We start from the raw sequence: 18,852 nt of genomic DNA, 5'->3' as shown, positions 1-18,852 counted from the left end.
TTCTTTTATTGATAACTTTGTTAAATGATTACTGAAGTAAAGCTTTCTAAAAGTTTCTCAAACAGCCTAATAGAAGTCGGTTGTGATGAAGTTGGAAGAGGATGTCTTTCTGGTCCTGTGGTTGCTGCCGCTGTCATAATTGACCAAAATTTTAACCAAAATTTTATTAATGACTCCAAAAAATTAACGTTTAAACAGCGAAATGAGCTAGATTTATATATCAAAAATAACGCGTTAGACTACGCAATCGCCGAACTTTCTCCAGAATTCATAGATAAACACAACATTTTACAAGCAAGTATACATGCTATGCACCTTGCTTTAGATCAATTAAAAATAAGACCAGAATTGATCTTAGTTGACGGCAACAAATTTCATCCTTACAACTACATTCCGCATCATTGTATTGTTAAAGGAGATTCCAAATTTCTATCCATTGCGGCAGCCTCTATTATTGCAAAAAATTATCGTGATAATCTCATGATCGAACTTGCAAAAGATTTTCCGGAATATGGATGGGACAAAAATTTTGGATACTGTACTAAAGTTCATCAAAGAGCTCTTATGGAACATGGACCAACCATGCACCACAGAAAATCTTTTAAACTTATATATAATATAGAAGACTAAATTTTGATGATGTGGAAGTTTAAATTAAATTGTGCCTAAATTTCCTTTGAATGCAAAATTCTTACCTTGTCATCAATGCGTCGGCTGGTTCGGGGAAAACCTACAGCCTTGTAAAAAACCTTTTGAAAATCTGTCTTCGATATCCTAATCAGGCAGAAAGCATTCGTCATATTTTAGCGCTAACCTTTACCAACAAAGCAGCTAACGAAATGAAAGAGCGAATTATCAATTGGCTTTTTTCATTTACAAAAGAGAATTATAAGGAGAATCTTGAATTACAAAATATAAAATCGGAGTTCGATGACGAGGGCATTCATATTACTATAGAAGACCTGCATCATCGTGCAAAGCAAATCCTAGATTATGTACTACACCATTATTCTACGCTGAATATTGGGACCATTGACAAATTTAATGCAAGGTTGGTAAGAAGTTTTACGTACGAGTTGGGGCTTGCGCAAAATTTCAATTTAGAAATAAATGCAGAGCCATTTCTTATCGAAGCGGTTGATCAACTTTTAGACGAAATTGGTGACAACAATCACATTTCTGAGGCTTTCATGGATTTTGTTAATTATGGTCTAGATAACGAAACTCGCATTAACATTAATAAAAACCTATACGATTCTGCTAAAAAATTTATTAGCGACACTCATTACGAAGCGCTTTCGGAAAACAAAAACTTCGAATGGGAGGCTTATGAACGTAAAAAAGAAAATCTTAGAAACGAGATAAAAGCCGACAAAAACCAATCCATTTCTTTAGCAAAAGAAATTATACAGACACTTACAGAACAAGATCTAAATATCGAAGATTTTGCAGGAGGAAACGTAAATGGTATCGCAAAATTTTTCCATGAAGCTATTAAGTTTTACAAAGATGAACGTTCTGAATTTCCAATTCCCGCAAGTGAGAGCGGCGCTTTACAAAAATTTGCAAGTGGAAGTTCAGCGAAAGGAAAAAAGAAGGAAGCCGACATACAATCTATTTTACCAAAACTGACCGACCTTCGTATTGACCTCATTGCGAAGTACGTCAATATTGAAAGAAATACTAAAATCCTCGATTCGCTTTTACCTTTAAAAGTAAATTCTGACATTCAAAAAAAACTAAAGGATATTGAAATAGAAAATGATTTGGTTCTTCTTTCGAAATTCAATGTGATTATTGGGGAAAATCTAAAATCGGAACCTTCGTCTTTTATTTACGAAAAAGTCGGCACGCAATTCCAGTATTTCTTTTTTGATGAATTCCAAGACACTTCGAAAATGCAATGGGAAAACTTCAAACCGCTTCGCGACAATGCCATTGCGAGCGACAACACGAGTTTTAGTTTGGTTGGCGATCCCAAACAAAGTATTTACCGTTTTCGAGGTGGCGAAAGTCAATTAATGCTTGATATTATTAGTCATAAAGAAGAGGTTGCAAAAGAAGCGGAAATCATAAATCTAGAACATAATTGGCGAAGTGCAAAAAACATCGTTGACTTCAATAATCAGTTGTATTACAGCATTTCGAGAGGTTTAGAACCGATACACGAATACATTTTTGGTGAAGCAGCAACACAAACTGCAAAATCAAATATCAATGGACGAGTTCGTGTCAATTTGCTTGAAAATGATGTTAAGGAAATCTTTTATGAAGAAGCAGTTCTTAAAATGCGTAATGACATCCAACAATGCTTGGATAATGGGTTTGAACTTTCAGACATTTGTATACTTTGTCGTGGAAACACAGATATTTTCAATTTTTCGAATCTTCTTGGTCAACAACTTATCAACTATAAAGGACAAGAGCAATACATTAAAAGCATCTCTGAAAGTGGCTTAACCATTGGTTTATCTTACACCATCAAAGCGCTTATCGAATTTTTAAATTGGAAAGTAAATCCTGACAACTATCAATTTTTCATTAAGATGCTTTATCACCTTAATCATTTAGGAAGAATTGAAATAAAAGACTTTACCACAGAAGTATTAAACATACTCGAAACTAAAAATTTCGTTGAAATAAATACTAAACTAAAATCAAATTATAATCTGGATTTAAGTTCAGAACATATTTTAAATCTAAACCTTTACAACTATATCGAATACTTTCTACAAAATTTTTCAGTGGAAAATAAAGAAGTCGATTTCTTATTGAACTTTTTAGAAATGTTGTTTAATTATACGCAAAATGCAGGCGCAACCATCAAAGATTTCCTTAAATATTGGAATGAAGAAGGCATCAACCAAAGCATCCAAGCAAGCGAAAACATCGACGCTATCAAAATGATGACGATTCACAAATCAAAAGGTTTAGAATTTCCGATTGTGTTTTTGCCAATGCGTAACGAAAATAAAGATTCCAAATTTTCAAGTTGGTTTGATTTAAACAATAATGACGAACTCAAAAAAGTGAATATTACAGGTTTTAATAAAAAACTTTTGGAATATGATCAAGAGATGTCAAACTTTAATATTGACAACGAATACAAAAATAAAATCGACAGATTTTGTCTTCAATATGTTGCGACAACGCGCGCTGTTGAGCAATTATATCTTTATCTTGAAAAACCAAATAAGTCTGCAAATCATTTAGAGATCATCGATTATATTAATGCAAAAAGACCTTCAACTGACAACGAAGAAAGCGATTCTTTCGACTTGTATAACATCGAAGAATCAGATTTAAAAAAGCAAAAAAACAAAACGAAAAATATCGTTGAAAAACTATCTATAACCGCATTAAAAGGAGAAAATTCAGAAAATAACAATATCCAAATTGCAACACCTAGTAAAAACTATCAAGAACGCGTTGCAAAAGTAAGAATCGGAATTTTTGTCCATGAAATTCTCTCCAAAATAAAATCAAATCTTGATTTAGAAAAGGTTTTAGAAAAGTATGAGCTAGAAGGCGTTTTTACGTCAGAAGAGCGCATTAATATCGAGCAACGTATTTTTGAAATTATTAACTCGGAAGCTTATCGTCACTTCTTTGTTCCAGATTTAAAAATCATTAGCGAACGCGACATTATGATTTCTGAAAATGGCGAAACAAAGGTTCTCCGTCCTGACCGACTTATCGAAACAGAACAGGGTTTTATCATTATCGATTTTAAAACTGGTGATAAAAAAGACAAGCACGAGCAACAAATTGAAGTCTACAAAAATGCTCTAGAAAAACTCGGAAAAAAGGTTTCGGAAACACATCTTATTTACATTTAAAAATAAAAAAAAGCTTAGAAATTCTAAGCTTTTTCTGTATTAATAATCTACTTTTTAACGACACTTACCACTTGCGATTCCATATTTGCAATGTGGTCAAATACTTGCTTAAAAGCAGGATAATATTCTGCAGGATATATTGGATCTTCCACCGAGGTTGTCGACTCAACCGTCAAAGAATTTCCAGATTGCGTCACTATATAATTGTACACAATTGAGCTATCTTCGGTTCTAAATTTTTTGGATTTTGGTAAATTTTCGAACGCATAACCTTCTGGCAGTTCAATTGTAACTTTTTTGATACGATCATATCCAGACAACATTTCGATTGGTGATTTTCTATTTTCTTCTTGATCAAAATCGTGATTTTTACGATACAAAAATAGAAGTGGATTAAAGACGTATTTTCCTCCAATACCATCAACAAAGTTATCCGCCGTAAAGTTGAACTTAGTTATAAAACTTCCGTTTTCCTGATGTTCACCTTTCATATTTTCGATCGGAAACTTAAAATTTTCTTTGTAATCTTTAAAATATTGATCAGCATCTTTCTCATAAGACTCTGTCGATACTAAAGAATACAATTTAGCATCAGTGTCTGAAAAATCACCACCAAAACTTCCATCAGGATTTAGCTTAGCTTTAATAATTTGCGTAGTTGAGCTTTTCCCATCAGGGAGCACATTAACCTGCACGCCTTCTTTTTCTCTAATTAAATACGCGAAATAATTATAAGCGCGAGGCGGCAATACATTAGCTTCGGAATACTTACTGGTCGCATCGTAAAATTTAAGTTGGCCAGCAATATCAACAGTCGCCAGCACGTAGTTAACTTGCGATAATGATGGTGACGAGAAGTTGAGAATACCACGCTCTTTTGTGGACATGATCGCAGGATTTGCTTTTAGTCCAGCTGATTTCATCAACATTGTAAGCAACAAGTTAATTTCAGCAGAATTTCCGATTTTCTTTGAAATTAAAGTCCTGATACCATCTTCTGCCCAACCCGTTGTTTTTTTATTCCAAGTATAATTTTTTTGAACAAATTTTAAAATCGCATCTGCACGTTCATTTTCATTGGTGATAGATGTTATGGTAGCTGGCAAAAGATCTTTTACAGCTCCCATTTTAGCATACTCAATTCCGAAATCATCTTCGTTCAAGATTGTTTTTCGAAGATCGTCCCACGTTACAGCATAAGATTTAAAACCGCCAGAAACACTACCCATATTACCCGTAATTGGAAAATTAGTGCTCGCCAATTCTGCACGAATAGACGTACGATAATTATCTATATTATAAACATATTTTTCATCTTTATACGCCTTTAGATTTTCATAAGCAAACCTAACCGTCTTGTAATCGCCACCATACAAACTTTTTTCGCCAACTTCTCTATGTGTCGGGGCTAAAGAACCTTGATAATTGATATTATAACCTAAATAAATTGGCATATCGAACACATATTCAAAATATCTAACAGGGGCCGATGACTCAACCATAACACGTGGAATCGAATAATAAAATGGTGTACTCAGCTTATATTTATACTCGAGAACCGAACCGTTTTTCACGTTTGCAAAAGCGAATTTCAGGATATCAACATTTTTAGAATCATTAGATCTAATTCGTGATTCTTTATCAACCACTGTGGTTGCAATTTTCCCATTCTCAAAATTATAAGTTGTCGCCTTGAGACCGCTAACCGATTCTCGATCGCCACCCTTTATCTTCAAAGGAATTTCAACATTTAAAAATTCTTCAGCATTAGATTTATCATAAATTTTGACTCTTTTGATAACCTCAATGGTCATAAATCCATTCCCTTCAATTAAAAAATGATGTGAGCTGAACAAAATCTCTGCGGGATCTTTAGCATTGGTTGCACTAATGGTTGAAGATACATCAGTCTGATCAAGCTTAGGAATATTAAGAAATTTATGTTGTGCGAAAACCAAAGTATTTAAGAAAATACCAGCAATTAGTATAGTTTTCTTCATGTGATATGTTTTTAAATTTTAGTAAGTAATATTTTCGTGTTATCGTTGGAGCTTATTTTTCTTCTAAAATCCTGATAACTTTTGATTTGTGTTGGTTGTAGTAACATTTTGTTGAGTTTCATTTGTCGCTCTACAACTATTTTACCTTCTTTTTGAGAAACTGAAAGTTGATATTCTCCAAACTCCGATGTTAACTTAACAGGAGTTGGTAGATCGCCAATTTTATAATTTTGGGGCAAAGTATATTCTATTTCGTATTGATCATGGTAAGCGAACGGGATTTCAACAGGGCTAATTCTGTCCTCCGAACTTTCTAAATAAAAGCTATTTTGACCAAAAGGAACAATTCCAAAGAAAATATCATCACCCATTTTTTTTGAATAATTGTTAGCTTTAAAATCAAAATTAAGTTGAAGTTTTGCATCATCTCTATTGTTATCAATTTTCTGAATAGCTAAGTCCTGAAACTTAAGATTAGAAAAAATCGACTTCAAAGCATCTTTTTGATCATCCGTTGACGAGTTTGAAAGCGAAAACATATAATCGTACAAACCTCCGCTGTAATTAAAATCCGCATCACCTGTTATTGAATTATCTTCTAAAATTTTAGCAGACAATTTCAATTTTTCGTTGGAATCTTCAGTTTTATAAATCGGCGTGTCCATCAACTCAATACCATCTTCTTTCACTAACAATACATTTCGGTTGGTATTATTAATTCCGATATGATTAAATGCTATTTTTTGCGAAGTATTCTCTAACCAAACATTTCCTTTTTCTGTAGGCACCATCAACACAATGTGATTACCAGCCATTTTAGGAAAGTCTTGATCGAATTTTTTCGGTGTAAAATCAGAGTAAATAATAGCATAATATGCAGGTACCCCAGCAGCTTTTAACAACACTCTCATATAGTTAGTGAGTCCTTTGCAGTCGCCATAACCTTTCCTACGAACCTCGTCTGCTGGCATAGGTTGCCACCCACCAATCCCAATCGCAACATTTACATATCGCGTTTTATTTTGCATATATTGATAAAGCGTCTTCACCTTCTCCGAAACCGTACCTTGCAAATTAAGATCATTAACCTCTTTTTGGATTTCAGGTGTTATTACTGAAACTGGCTCTAACAAAGTATTATACCAAATTCCGAAATCTTTCCAAGTTGTTAAATCTCCTTTTTTGCCAGCAAGACTAAATTTTTCAAGAGAAAACTCAACACGAGGCAAAAGCGTATTAATATTTGGAGAATATTTTTCGTCCTTTAAAGCAGGAACATTTTCAAAACTTAACGTAAAATCATCATCAGAACCTTGTTGACTAAGCCTTGCAAAAGCAGTTTCTTTTAACTTTTTTCTAAGTTTAACACCAGATTTATTCAATAATTTTAATTCTGCTTTTTCTAGTGCAATATTGCTTGATCGAAAAGGAACAAATTCAGGTATAAAAGCTGTGTTAGATGTATTAACTTCGTAAGTTTCTTCTATCGTATAAGGATAATTGGGAGTGGAAATTTCCAAATAAAGCATACGATTGTCCGTATACAAGCCTGACGATCCAGTCGTATTAACATCCTGAAAATCACTTTTAGAAAAAGATTGAATTTGCTTACCAAATTCGTCAAAAACCTTTACTTTGACACTACCGACCTTATCAAACTTATCATAGTGAATAACAACATAAGAGTTTTTTTCACCAGATTTATTAAGTATTGTACTAGCCTTATTGAATTTGATATTTAGATTATCAAAAGAAGAAATGGTATATAACTTACTATCTTTTCGGACAACTGTATTTGCGTTTTTCTTAAGTTCTTGAGGAATACTAGCCGCTTCATATTGTTGGCCAAAAAAGTAACAACAGCTAATTGTAGCTGTTGTTATAATAATTTTTTTTAACATTTTGTGATGTGGTGTGTAATGTAAAAACTAAGCCGCTCCGTTATCTGGAGTGAAAACGCGTTGCGCCAACTCTTGATCAAAAAGATACATTGCTGACGGATTGTCTTTAACACGTTTTATTTTCGTTACTAAAAGCGATGCGCTAGCTTCTTCTTCAACTTGCTCATTAACGAACCATTGCAAAAATGTTGTCGTTGCAAAATCGCTTTCTTCCGTAGCCGCTTTTACAATATTGAAAATACTTTTTGTAACTAATTTTTCGTGCTCTAGCGCTTTTTCAAAGATTTCTTCCGCACTATTAAAATCATGTGGAGGTGCATCAACAGCTCCCAAAACAACTTTTCCACCGATATTGTTGATATAATCAAACATCTTGTCAGAGTGCATCAACTCTTCCTTCGATTGTACTCTAAAGTAATTACCGATACCTTCCAAATCTTGTGCATAACACCATGCCGACATCGACAAATAAAGTTGTGCAGCATATTGCTCTTTCGTGATTTGCTCGTTGATTAGATTAATAATTTTTTCCGTAACCATATTTTTTTCTTTAAAGTCAAATATACTAAATTCTTAACATTATTTAACAAAAAAATAGGAGTAAAGTTTCCCTTACTCCTACTTCTAAATTTGCATTACAATTATTTCTTCATCTCCATTTTTTCTTTTCTCATCCCTTTATGCTCGGCCATCTTTTGCTTTTTCATTTCTTGCCATTTAGTATATTGGTCTGGTGTAAGAATCTGCTTCATGTCTTCGTTATTCTTTTCCATTTTCAATTTCATCTCTTGACGTTGCTCTTTCATTTGGTCCATTTTCGCTGCTCTTTTTTTCTCGTGCAGTTCCTTAATTTTTACAACTTGAGCATCTGTCAAATTAAGATCCGTTTTCATTTTAGCAAGACGTTCTTGTTGTTTTGCTTCAAAGTTTTCTTTTTTTGCAGTTGGTGTTGTTTGTTGTGCAAAAGCAAAAGAACCTACTACTACGAATGCTGCACTTAAAATCAATTTTTTCATTTTATTAAAATTTTACGTTAATTACTATTTTGTTTAATTACATCTATTGGATGCAGCAAATTATTTAAAGTTAAATCAAAAAATATTAAATTTTGTTAAATTTTAAACATTCATAATTAAAATAAAATGGAGAAAGCTTAAAAAACCTCCTCCATTTCCAAAATAACACAAACACTAAAAAAACTTACCTTCCTCTAGAAGCTCCGTTATTAGAACTTCTCATTCCACCCGCATTATCTCTTTGAGATTCTCTCGTCCCCGAGCTTCTTGTCGCTCCACTGGATGATGAACTTCTCATATTATTACTTCTTACTTCCATACTAGAAGAACGAACCGGCTCCGAACTTCTAACTGGATTATTTCTAACACCTCCTGTTTGATAATTGTCAGAAGATGAAGTTTGATTTCTTACATTATTTCTAACACCAGAATTATTAGTTTCGATCATCGACTGATTTCTAGTTCCTGATGAAGTTCTGGTTCCACCATTGTTGTCAGATACCGCAGCTTGGTTTCTAATACTTGATGAATTTCTAATTCCGTTATTGTTAGCATTATCTGCCAACATATTTTGATTTCTAGTACCAGAATTTGATCTAATACTGTTAGCATTAGTATCAATCATCGCAACATTACGTGTTGACTTCCAACTATCATTAAGGTTAGAACGATCTACTCGATATCTTATTACATCTACATTTCTGTATTTAGGTCGAATATGATAATTAACTACATAATAAGACGTTCTATAGTTTTGGAAGTACACGATTGGACTTACACCACGATAATAATTTTGCTGATAAACAACAAAAACTTGTGGTCCCAAAATTCTTTCTAACTCGTAGAATCTATCATAATACCAACGATCAGGATTCATTCCGTAATAAGAGTTCCAAGCCATAAATGACGGGAATCTGTTATTAAGATTGATAATCGCTTGCACTTGCATTGGCGACAATCTATAAGTTCTAAAGAATCTATTCCAGTTAATATTTACAATACTATTTCTGTAGTCGTTGTAATAATTTTGATAATAATCTTCAGGATAATAATCCGTAGGATAATTGTAATAATAATCGTCTGGATAATTATATTGGTTATCATAATATTCGTACCCATAATAGTCAGGATACGTATCTTGATAATATTGTGAAAACGCAAAGCTACTTATAACAAGTGACATTGCAAGAATCATTTTTTTCATAACGAATTGGTTTTTAGCAAAACAAATACTCTTGTTTAATTCTATGATACTTAATAACAAAAAAAGTTAAAAGCATTTCGCACTTTTAACTTTTTTTATAATTTTTAGCATTGAAAATCAAAGACTTATTTTCTACCCGAATCTTTAACCCAATCAGATATTTTTTGATTAAATGCTGTTTCGGTTTTTAAATCTTCTAACTTCAGATGCATTCTGTAACGCCAATAATGTGGAAAAATAGCAGGAACGTTGATTCGTTCGTCGTCCATATTTTCGTTCATTAATCGTTGATCTGTCGCCAAAAATTCTTGAATCGGGAAAATCGCCAACATCGCATCTGTGTACAAATGTTGTTTCATAATCATCTCCGAAAAATCTGGTAACAAATCCCAAGGCGCCGTGCCGTATTGCTTCAATTGTTGATTAAAATATTGTTGCGTCATTTCTCGATCTTCGTGCCACCATTGTCGCAAAGTCGAACTATCGTGCGACGAAGCCGTAACCACATTCATATAACTTGCATTTTTCGGATCATAAAAAGGAATATTTTCCGAAGGCATCCTCTGGACTTTAAGCGCCGTTATCGCCAATTGATCCATAACTACTGGCACAGAATCTGGCACCAAACCAAGATCTTCACCACAAATCAACATCTTGGTAGAAGTCAATAAAGCGGGAAGTTTTTCCATGGCTTTTTCGTACCACAAATCGTCTTGTCGAACAAAGAAATAATCGTTATAAATCTCTGCTAATTTTACGCGTTCCCATTCTGGAAGGTTAGCAAAAGACAAGGTTTTTTCCATGTTAAATCTTGGATGATAAACGTTCTCGCCATCTTCAGTAGTTTCAATTATAAACAAAACATTAGCAGCTAAAGCCAACAATTTTTCTTCCTTCCAATCCCAAGATTGTTTTTTGAAACTGTCACTAAGTTTTCGTTGCGTATCAAATTCTGGTTTAAATTTGTAAAGTCCGTTAGAATTTAATTCAAAAAAATGAGATTTAACAACGTCTGCTTCTTCTCCAAAAGTATGATGAATAATAGAATCGTTAATAAATGGCTTGCAAAAACGATCTTCATTAAAATCGATATGATTAGCATGTAACTCTTCTTTAGTAACCGGAATTGCAGGATAAAAATAACCCAAAACACCTTGCGTCGCATCAATCGGCATTCTCCAAATTCTGAAAAATCCAAGAATATGATCAATTCGCATTGCATCAAAATAACGTTCTAAAACCGCAAAACGCTTCTTCCACCAGTTGTAACCGTCGGCTTTCATCACCTCCCAATTATAGGTCGGGAATTCCCAGTTTTGTCCCAAATCAGAAAACTGATCTGGCGGTGCGCCCGCTTGGAAATCCATCCCGAATAATTCTGGTTCCGCCCAAGCTTCAACGCTATATCGATAAATACCAATCGGCAAATCTCCTTTAAGAGAAATCCCCAAACTATGAGCATAATCTATCGCTTCCGTTAACTGCAAATGCAATTGATATTGCACCCAAGCATGCATCATCACTGCCGAATAATCTTTATGTTTTGCATCAAACATCGTTGCAATCTTACCAGCAACATAACGTTTGTGCGTTTTCCAATTGTTGAAATTAGGCGTTTTGTATTTATCTCTCAAAACACAAAAGGCAGCGTATGGCAACAACCAATCTTTATTCTCTTTTAAAAATGATTTAAAAGATTTATCCTTAAATATAATTGACGCATTCTCATTGAAAACTTTCTTGATGACATTCCATTTTTCGGACATCATCACTTCGTAGTCAACAAATTTTTCTTGGTTAAGTTTTGATTTTAAATTATTAAACGCTTCCAAATCTGCTTTTGCAATCGGAAAATCCAAAGCATCAACGCGCAAATACTGCGAATGTAAAGCATACACCGAAATTGCAGCATACGGATAACTGTCCGTCCAAGTGTAATTTGCAGTTGTATCGTTAATTGGCAAAATCTGGATAATTGACAAATCTGTATCTTTTGACCAATCTGCCAAAAGTTTTAAATCCAAAAACTCACCAACGCCAAAAGCATCATCCGATCTCAAAGAAAAGACAGGAACAGCAACGCCCGCCGCATGCCAAAGTCTAGCATCATCAAACACAAAATAATGGTCCGAATTAACTTGCAAAATTTCGTCATTGTTATTGGCAGAAGTTATTCTATTATCGCCAGATTCTATGAAGATTACTTTCTTAGTTTCATCATCGTAAATACCGTATTTGTAAGCAAAATCATGATTTACATTTAATTCTACTGCAACTTCCCAAATTCCAAAATCGACTTCATTTAAAGCAACCGCTTTATCATACTGCCAAGCGCCAAGTTCTGGAATTTCTCCAAAAATTAAAATCTTCCAATTTGGTTTGTAAAGCGGCGCTTCGATACGGAAAAGATGCGTATGTTTTTTACGAACATTAAGCTTTTCTGGAACGAAATTGTGTTTTGTATTTCTAAAAATCTTGTTGTTAAGATAGTTCTCGGGGAAGTTTTTACTATTCCAAGTATCAATAATTTGATATTCTTTAAAACTATGTCCAAGAAACAAACGATGCGGAATAATCTCTTCTTGTAAAAGCTGATTATCCTTATCTAACACTTGATATTTGTAGCAAATCTCTTTCGAAAAGTAATCGACTTCTCCTTGCCAAATAAAAGTATTTTCGCAATATAAATCGTAGGATTTCCAAGTTTGGTTATCCATTAAAACTTGTAAAACGAGACGCTCACCAAGTTTGGTTACGTAATTAATTTTAAAATAAAGTTTCATCAAAAATGTTATTTGATTAAAGTAAATTGAAGACTTTTATCGATTGCAATTTAATGAAATTAAGCATTTTATAAAAGATGAAAATGCTGAGATTAATCTTTTTTAATACGTTTAAGAAATTCAGGGATATGTTTTTCCATTGTAACAATAAGACCGCCTTCATTTCGAGCTTTTACATAGCGTCGAACATCTGGATCCACCATGATAAAATTTAAAAAAGAATTAATCTGATCATCAGGAATTTCAGCACTTTTAAAATAAGAATCGTCGATTCTCGTACGAATCCATTTAAGGTCATCTTGAGAATCTTCATAACGATAAAGGCTTTTCATTTGACGTGACTTTCCAGATACAATTTTATACAAACCATCAACATTTAATGTCCCGAAAAGCATTGGCAACAATACATTTTTAGTCATTTCTGGCGCTTTTTCTCGAGGTTTTTCCGGTGCTTTTGGTGTGCCAACTTCTCTACGCAATCGCTCGGCGCTGTCATCTGTTTTTAACCTAGAAGCATCATCAATATTGCCAGTCACTTTGATGTTTGACACTGTCACTTCCTCAATTTCTTCAGCAGATTTCACCAAGGTTACAACGAAATTACCATTAAGACTAGCTGTTATAGTTTGACGATCGTAATTGTCTTTTAGAACACGAATCGTCTCACCGACCTTCGCACCAATGTAGAATTCTCCAATGTTGTTGGAATAAGACTTAGCACCAGTTGCGACATTCACGAGCATCGCATTAGGAATCCGAAGTCCATTTTCGGTCTGAACAATACCAGAAATTTGATTTTGTCCAAATATTAAATTCGAAAAAATGACTAGAAAAAATAAAAGTAGTCTCAAATAGTTTTTTTTCAAAAGTAAAGCTTTGAGCGTTACCAAAAATAACTTTAACGCGGATTAACGTGCTTTAGGATATTTTAAGAAAAAAGCCCCAAAATTGGGGCTTTCATTATATTGTTGTTAGTCTTAACGTATTGGTTTTTCCACCATAATGCACCGGCATCGCATTGAGATTGATGACAAAATCACCTTGCTCTACAAAACCATAATTATGCGCCAGCATATTAACCTGAATTACCGTCTCATCCGTAGATTTTTGCATATCATAATAGAAAGCACGAACGCCCCAAAGCAAATTCAGCATCGTGATAACGCGTCTATTTGAGCTAAAAACGATGATATGAGCATCTGGTCTATGTGCTGAAATTTGGAACGCCGTATAACCTGAAGATGTCAACGTAATAATCGCTTCTGCGCCAGCATTTCTAACGATATCAACCGCCGAACGACAAACCATATCTGTTACGAAACGATCATCAACACAATTGATTTTTTCCTCCAAAGGAACATTTTGTTTTGCGTAAAGATGTGTTGTTTCGGTTGTTTTAACAATTTTAGTCATGTTTTTGATAACATCCACTGGATATTTACCAACAGAAGTTTCTCCTGATAACATCACAGCATCCGCGCCATCCATAACAGAGTTAGCAACGTCGTTAACTTCTGCTCTTGTAGGTGTAAGGCTTGTAATCATCGTCTCCATCATTTGCGTCGCAATGATAACAGGTTTCGAATACAATCTTGCTTTATGCACTAAGTTTTTCTGAATAACTGGCACTTGCTCCATCGGAACTTCTACACCTAGATCTCCACGAGCAACCATCAATCCATCACACTCAACAAGGATTTCTTCAATATTTTTAACACCTTCTGGCTTTTCAATCTTGGCAATAATTGGTGTCTTAATATTGTTGGTTGGATGATTTTCTATTAAAATTTTTAAATCTTTAATATCTTGAGCATGACGAACGAAAGACAATGCAATCCAGTCAAATTCTAAATCCAACATAAAGTTAGCATCCTGAATATCTTTCTCTGTTAAAGCAGGAAGCGAAACATTTGTGTTTGGAAGATTTACTCCTTTTTTAGAACTCAGAGGTCCACCTTGGATAGTTTTTGCTTTAACAGTATCTTTTTCGTTAGTTTCGATAACTTCTAAAACCAACTTACCATCGTCAATAAGGATTCTTTCTCCAACTTTTACATCCTGTGGAAATTTCTCGTAAGTCATGTAGACTTTTGTAGAATCGCCTTCAACTTTTTCATTAGTAAAAGTTAAAACATCTCCAGGATTAAGGAACGCCCCTTCTTTAACAACACCAACACGAAGTTTTGGACCTTGCAAATCTCCAAGAATAGCTACCGAGTAACCATATTCTTGATTGATTTCGCGGATAATGTCGACATTACGTTTTACAAGATCGTAATCGGCATGTGAGAAATTTATTCTGAAAACATCAACACCCGCTTTTACCATTTGGATCATCGTTTCTTTGTCAGAAGACGCTGGGCCAAGGGTTGCGATGATTTTTGTCTTTTTTAAATTTTTATTCATAATATTGAATTATTTGATAGAGCTCTGTATCTGCAGACAACTCGAACTCTTGTATTGGAAAGAACAACTTTTCCGGCAGCAAAATTACTGAAAAATCCGCAAATGAATCCGACGATTTGACAATATAATCAACGTCATGATGATCATTTAATAAAAATTTTACATCTTCTTCATCTTGAAAAAGCTGACTTTGTTCTTTTTTAAATATTGTTGAGATAGACTTGTTAGAGATTAACTTCCAACAGTTTTTGTTTGACTTGTCATAAGCTTCATAACACTCAAAAAAATAATCGTTATACACACCCTCGAAAACGATATCTTCACTTCTCTTTAGGTTAAAAGTATTAGAATTATTTAAGTGAAAAAAAACTTCGAAATGAGGCAAATTACTAGCAATACGCACCAATCCAACATCGATGCATTCTTCTTCTTCAAAATCAAGAAATAGTTTTTTGCTTTTCAATAATTTGTTCTTTTTTATTTAACATGTAGAACGCACGTTGCGCTGCTTTTTCTTCGGCCTTCTTCTTTGAAGTCTCCGAAGCATTAGCAATTTTTTCGTCCTCTAGCCAAACATTACAACGGAATGCAATCTGCTTGCCAACTAGATGTTCTTCACAAGTTTCGTACTTAATAGAAAGTTTTTTCTTTTGGCTCCACTCTAGCAGAAGACCTTTGTAACTGATAATTTTGTTTTCGAGCTTATTGATTTCTTCTGGTGGAAGTAGTTTTTCAAGAACAATTTTTTTACAAGCTTCGTAGTCGACATCCAAAAATAATGCGCCAACAAAAGCTTCTAAAAGATTTCCTGCAATATTCTCACTCAGTGTGACACTATTATCAGCAAAAATTAGTTTTGGTAGACCAAGTTCGTCACCGAGTTTATTAAGGTTTTTGCGGTTAACGATTTTGGATTTCATTTGTGTTAGAAAACCTTCATTAGCCTCTGGATACCTTTGAAATAAGTAACAAGAAATAATCGAACCCAATACAGAATCGCCCAAAAACTCTAATCTTTCGTAGTTTTTTTTCTCAGAATTTTTTCCAGAAACTTTTAATGAAAAAGCCTCTCGAAAGACTTCAAGATTGTTAACCTGATAGCCGACAAGGTCAGATATCTCTTTTTGAAATTTAGAATCTCTTTGAGAAAGTCCGTTGGTTTTTCTTTTTATTAGGAATTTAGAAAGTAAATTCTTCAACTCCATAATAATTTAGATTTTTTTGAAAAGTACACAAGCGTTATGTCCACCGAATCCGAATGTATTGCTCATAGCAACATTCACTTCTTTATGAACTGCTTCGTTAAAAGTAAAATCTAATCTCGCATCGATCTTTTCATCATCTGTAAAGTGATTAATCGTCGGAGGTATAACCCCATGGATAATAGTACCAATAGCCGCAATAGCTTCGATAACACCAGCTGCACCTAAAAGGTGACCTGTCATCGACTTAGTAGAGTTAAGATTAATATCATAAGCATGCTCGCCTAGTAATTTTGCAATCGCACTAGATTCTGCAATATCTCCTAACGGCGTAGATGTACCATGCATGTTGATATGGTCTACATCGTCAGCAGTAAGCCCTGCATCTTCCAAACAATTTTTCATTACAAGATAAGCGCCCAATCCTTCAGGATGTGGAGCTGTCATGTGGTGTGCATCTGCACTAAGTCCACCTCCAGCTAACTCTGCATAAATCGTTGCACCTCTTTTAACAGCGTGTTCATATTCTTCAAGAATGATACAACCTGCACCTTCACCTAATACAAAACCATCTCTGTCTTTGTCAAAAGGTCTAGAAGCTGTTTTAGGATCATCATTTCTTGTAGAAAGCGCCATCAAAGCGTTAAATCCTCCCATACCACTTGCTGTAACTGCAGCTTCTGATCCACCACAAACGATAACATCAGCTTTACCCAATTGGATAAGCATTCTTGCATCGATAAGTGCATTAGCAGACGAAGCACAAGCCGAAACAGTTGTATAATTAGGACCATGGAATCCAAATTCGATAGAAATATTACCAGGTGTAATATCAGCAATCATTTTAGGGATAAAGAAAGGGTTGAATCTAGGAATGTTTTGAGAATTAGCCCAACCAACAACTTCTGTTTCAAAAGTTTCTAGTCCGCCAATACCCGAACCCCAGATAACACCTACTCTATTTTTATCAACAGAATCTTCAATTATACGGCTATGTGCAATCGCTTCGCGCGCTGCAACTTGACCGAATTGTGAATTTCTGTCCATTTTTTTCGCTTCTTTTTTGTCAAAATGATCCAAAGGATTGAAGTTTTTGACTTCGCAAGCGAACTTCGTTTTAAAATTAGTGGAATCAAAAAGAGTAATGGGAGCGGCTCCGCTCTCACCTTTTACAAGACTGTCCCAATATTCTTTCGCATTATTTCCTATCGGTGTAATGGCACCAAAACCTGTAACAACTACTCTTTTTAATTCCATATAATTTTTTATAATTTCTAATTAATTCGTTAGAAAATATTATTTGTTAACTACTTCCTCGATGTAAGCGATAGCGTGACCTACAGTAGTAATTTTTTCTGCTTGATCGTCTGGAATCTGAATGTTAAATTCTTTTTCGAATTCCATAATCAATTCTACAGTATCCAAAGAATCTGCTCCTAAATCGTTAGTGAAGCTAGCCTCTGGAGTCACTTCTGTTTCTTCAACGTCAAGCTTATCAGCGATGATAGCTTTTACTCTTGATGCAATGTCTGACATAGTATTTAATTTTAATTAATGTTAATTTGGTGCAAATATATAAAATTTCAATTCAAAATAATTAAATTTTATGATTCCCTTTCCATAAAAACACAACGGAAAGATTATCAGTTAGTTTAATATTTGAAGTCTTTTATAATATTAAAGCTACAATAAAATTTTAATAAGCCGATGCTTTTAGTCACAAAAAGTATAATTTTTCCTAATTTTGCTTATTATAATTAGTTTTTAGAAATGACGGAACATTTTGACAATGACGATGACCTTTTCACAGGTAAAGAACATACACCACTTCGAGAAGATGCTTTTGCATTAAGTCCAGACGAAAAAATTGAAAAAATCCAAGGACTTTTTGGTGAAATAATGCAGACTTTGGGACTTGATATGACGGACGATTCTCTTAAAGATTCTCCAAAGCGCGTTGCCAAAATGTATGTTAACGAAATTTTCGGAGGCCTTCTTCCGGAGAACAAACCTGGTATTTCGACTTTTTCTAATAAGTACAAGTATCGTCAAATGCTTGTTGAAAAAGACATTACAGTTTATTCTTTTTGCGAACATCATTTCTTACCGATTATTGGTCGCGCGCACGTCGCATACATCTCCAATGGTGAAGTGATTGGTCTTTCTAAAATTAATAGAATTGTAGATTATTACGCCAAAAGACCACAAGTCCAAGAACGACTAACCATGCAAATCGTTGAGGCTTTGAAGGTCGCTTTAGGTACTAAAGATGTCGCTTGTATCATCGATGCCAAACATCTTTGCGTTAATTGTCGAGGCATTAAAGACACAGCGAGTTCAACAATTACAGCAGAATTAAGTGGAATATTCCGTACTAATCCAATCACACGTCAAGAGTTCTTACATTATGTAGGAAGTCATGCAAAACTAGATTAAAAATAAAAAAATGATAAAATTCAAAAAAGTATTAAATAAAATTTTTATCACGACAATTATATGTT

15 protein-coding genes are annotated in these 18,852 nt (G+C 34.1%); 3 read left to right on the top strand and 12 right to left on the bottom strand.

Features of this window, described 5'->3' with window-relative positions; translation table 11 throughout:
• Window positions 1-24 precede the first annotated feature (24 nt).
• The gene (locus B5X62_RS03710; RefSeq protein WP_079666051.1) at window positions 25-630 is read left to right on the top strand and encodes a ribonuclease HII; all 606 of its coding nucleotides are present in this window, start codon (window positions 25-27) and stop codon (window positions 628-630) included.
• Window positions 631-680: 50 nt separating this feature from the next.
• On the top strand, window positions 681-3,839 hold the full coding sequence (locus B5X62_RS03705; protein ID WP_079666050.1) for a UvrD-helicase domain-containing protein: 3,159 nt from the start codon (window positions 681-683) through the stop codon (window positions 3,837-3,839).
• Window positions 3,840-3,886: 47 nt separating this feature from the next.
• On the opposite strand, the gene B5X62_RS03700 is transcribed toward B5X62_RS03705, so the two are convergent.
• The 12 genes from B5X62_RS03700 to B5X62_RS03645 all read right to left on the bottom strand — a co-directional run bounded on the left by B5X62_RS03700 (window position 3,887) and on the right by B5X62_RS03645 (window position 17,887).
• Window positions 3,887-5,839, bottom strand: a complete 1,953-nt coding sequence (locus B5X62_RS03700) for a DUF3857 domain-containing protein (protein ID WP_079666049.1) — start codon at window positions 5,837-5,839, stop codon at window positions 3,887-3,889.
• Window positions 5,840-5,850: 11 nt separating this feature from the next.
• Window positions 5,851-7,740, bottom strand: coding sequence for a DUF3857 domain-containing protein (locus tag B5X62_RS03695; protein ID WP_079666048.1), 1,890 nt, complete (start codon window positions 7,738-7,740; stop codon window positions 5,851-5,853).
• A gap of 27 nt (window positions 7,741-7,767) precedes the next feature.
• The gene (locus B5X62_RS03690; protein WP_079666047.1) at window positions 7,768-8,280 is read right to left on the bottom strand and encodes a ferritin; all 513 of its coding nucleotides are present in this window, start codon (window positions 8,278-8,280) and stop codon (window positions 7,768-7,770) included.
• Window positions 8,281-8,381: 101 nt separating this feature from the next.
• Window positions 8,382-8,756: a Spy/CpxP family protein refolding chaperone gene (locus B5X62_RS03685; RefSeq protein ID WP_079666046.1), complete on the bottom strand. Its 375-nt coding sequence runs from the start codon at window positions 8,754-8,756 to the stop codon at window positions 8,382-8,384.
• A gap of 184 nt (window positions 8,757-8,940) precedes the next feature.
• The gene (locus B5X62_RS03680; RefSeq protein WP_079666045.1) at window positions 8,941-9,960 is read right to left on the bottom strand and encodes a hypothetical protein; all 1,020 of its coding nucleotides are present in this window, start codon (window positions 9,958-9,960) and stop codon (window positions 8,941-8,943) included.
• Window positions 9,961-10,085: 125 nt separating this feature from the next.
• Complete coding sequence (locus B5X62_RS03675; protein ID WP_185116710.1) at window positions 10,086-12,743, bottom strand: 4-alpha-glucanotransferase; 2,658 nt, start codon at window positions 12,741-12,743, stop codon at window positions 10,086-10,088.
• Window positions 12,744-12,835: 92 nt separating this feature from the next.
• Window positions 12,836-13,609 carry a carboxypeptidase-like regulatory domain-containing protein gene (locus B5X62_RS03670; RefSeq protein WP_079666043.1) on the bottom strand — a complete coding sequence of 258 codons (774 nt, stop codon included), beginning with the start codon at window positions 13,607-13,609 and terminating at the stop codon, window positions 12,836-12,838.
• A 94-nt stretch (window positions 13,610-13,703) separates the two neighbouring features.
• The gene (gene pyk / locus B5X62_RS03665) at window positions 13,704-15,149 is read right to left on the bottom strand and encodes a pyruvate kinase (RefSeq protein ID WP_079666042.1); all 1,446 of its coding nucleotides are present in this window, start codon (window positions 15,147-15,149) and stop codon (window positions 13,704-13,706) included.
• Window positions 15,142-15,612, bottom strand: a complete 471-nt coding sequence (locus B5X62_RS03660; RefSeq protein ID WP_079666041.1) for an IPExxxVDY family protein — start codon at window positions 15,610-15,612, stop codon at window positions 15,142-15,144. Before B5X62_RS03660 ends, pyk begins: the two co-directional genes overlap by 8 nt.
• Window positions 15,587-16,354 (bottom strand): ribonuclease III, encoded by a 768-nt coding sequence (gene rnc, locus B5X62_RS03655; protein WP_079666040.1) that lies wholly within the window; start codon window positions 16,352-16,354, stop codon window positions 15,587-15,589. The genes B5X62_RS03660 and rnc overlap by 26 nt, the downstream gene beginning before the upstream one ends.
• Before the next feature lie 6 nt (window positions 16,355-16,360).
• The gene (fabF, locus tag B5X62_RS03650; protein WP_079666039.1) at window positions 16,361-17,608 is read right to left on the bottom strand and encodes a beta-ketoacyl-ACP synthase II; all 1,248 of its coding nucleotides are present in this window, start codon (window positions 17,606-17,608) and stop codon (window positions 16,361-16,363) included.
• A gap of 39 nt (window positions 17,609-17,647) precedes the next feature.
• Window positions 17,648-17,887, bottom strand: coding sequence for an acyl carrier protein (locus B5X62_RS03645; protein WP_002976354.1), 240 nt, complete (start codon window positions 17,885-17,887; stop codon window positions 17,648-17,650).
• Window positions 17,888-18,121: 234 nt separating this feature from the next.
• Between B5X62_RS03645 and folE the strand changes: the two genes are divergently transcribed.
• Window positions 18,122-18,787: a GTP cyclohydrolase I FolE gene (gene folE, locus B5X62_RS03640; RefSeq protein WP_079666038.1), complete on the top strand. Its 666-nt coding sequence runs from the start codon at window positions 18,122-18,124 to the stop codon at window positions 18,785-18,787.
• Window positions 18,788-18,852 lie beyond the last annotated feature (65 nt).

This window comes from Soonwooa buanensis (assembly GCF_900167905.1).
GTDB lineage: Bacteria > Bacteroidota > Bacteroidia > Flavobacteriales > Weeksellaceae > Soonwooa > Soonwooa buanensis.
Note: the sequence above shows the minus strand (reverse complement) of the source record. Positions and strands in the feature narration are given on the sequence as shown.

Bases quoted from the DNA above. Each gene is read 5' to 3' on its own strand.
- B5X62_RS03710 (WP_079666051.1), top strand. From the start codon at position 25: ATGATTACTGAAGTAAAGCTTTCTAAAAGTTTCTCAAACAGCCTAATA.
- B5X62_RS03705 (WP_079666050.1), top strand. From the start codon at position 681: ATGCAAAATTCTTACCTTGTCATCAATGCGTCGGCTGGTTCGGGGAAA.
- B5X62_RS03700 (WP_079666049.1), bottom strand. From the start codon at position 5,839: ATGAAGAAAACTATACTAATTGCTGGTATTTTCTTAAATACTTTGGTT.
- B5X62_RS03695 (WP_079666048.1), bottom strand. From the start codon at position 7,740: ATGTTAAAAAAAATTATTATAACAACAGCTACAATTAGCTGTTGTTAC.
- B5X62_RS03690 (WP_079666047.1), bottom strand. From the start codon at position 8,280: ATGGTTACGGAAAAAATTATTAATCTAATCAACGAGCAAATCACGAAA.
- B5X62_RS03685 (WP_079666046.1), bottom strand. From the start codon at position 8,756: ATGAAAAAATTGATTTTAAGTGCAGCATTCGTAGTAGTAGGTTCTTTT.
- B5X62_RS03680 (WP_079666045.1), bottom strand. From the start codon at position 9,960: ATGAAAAAAATGATTCTTGCAATGTCACTTGTTATAAGTAGCTTTGCG.
- B5X62_RS03675 (WP_185116710.1), bottom strand. From the start codon at position 12,743: ATGAAACTTTATTTTAAAATTAATTACGTAACCAAACTTGGTGAGCGT.
- pyk (WP_079666042.1), bottom strand. From the start codon at position 15,149: ATGAATAAAAATTTAAAAAAGACAAAAATCATCGCAACCCTTGGCCCA.
- rnc (WP_079666040.1), bottom strand. From the start codon at position 16,354: ATGGAGTTGAAGAATTTACTTTCTAAATTCCTAATAAAAAGAAAAACC.
- fabF (WP_079666039.1), bottom strand. From the start codon at position 17,608: ATGGAATTAAAAAGAGTAGTTGTTACAGGTTTTGGTGCCATTACACCG.
- B5X62_RS03645 (WP_002976354.1), bottom strand. From the start codon at position 17,887: ATGTCAGACATTGCATCAAGAGTAAAAGCTATCATCGCTGATAAGCTT.
- folE (WP_079666038.1), top strand. From the start codon at position 18,122: ATGACGGAACATTTTGACAATGACGATGACCTTTTCACAGGTAAAGAA.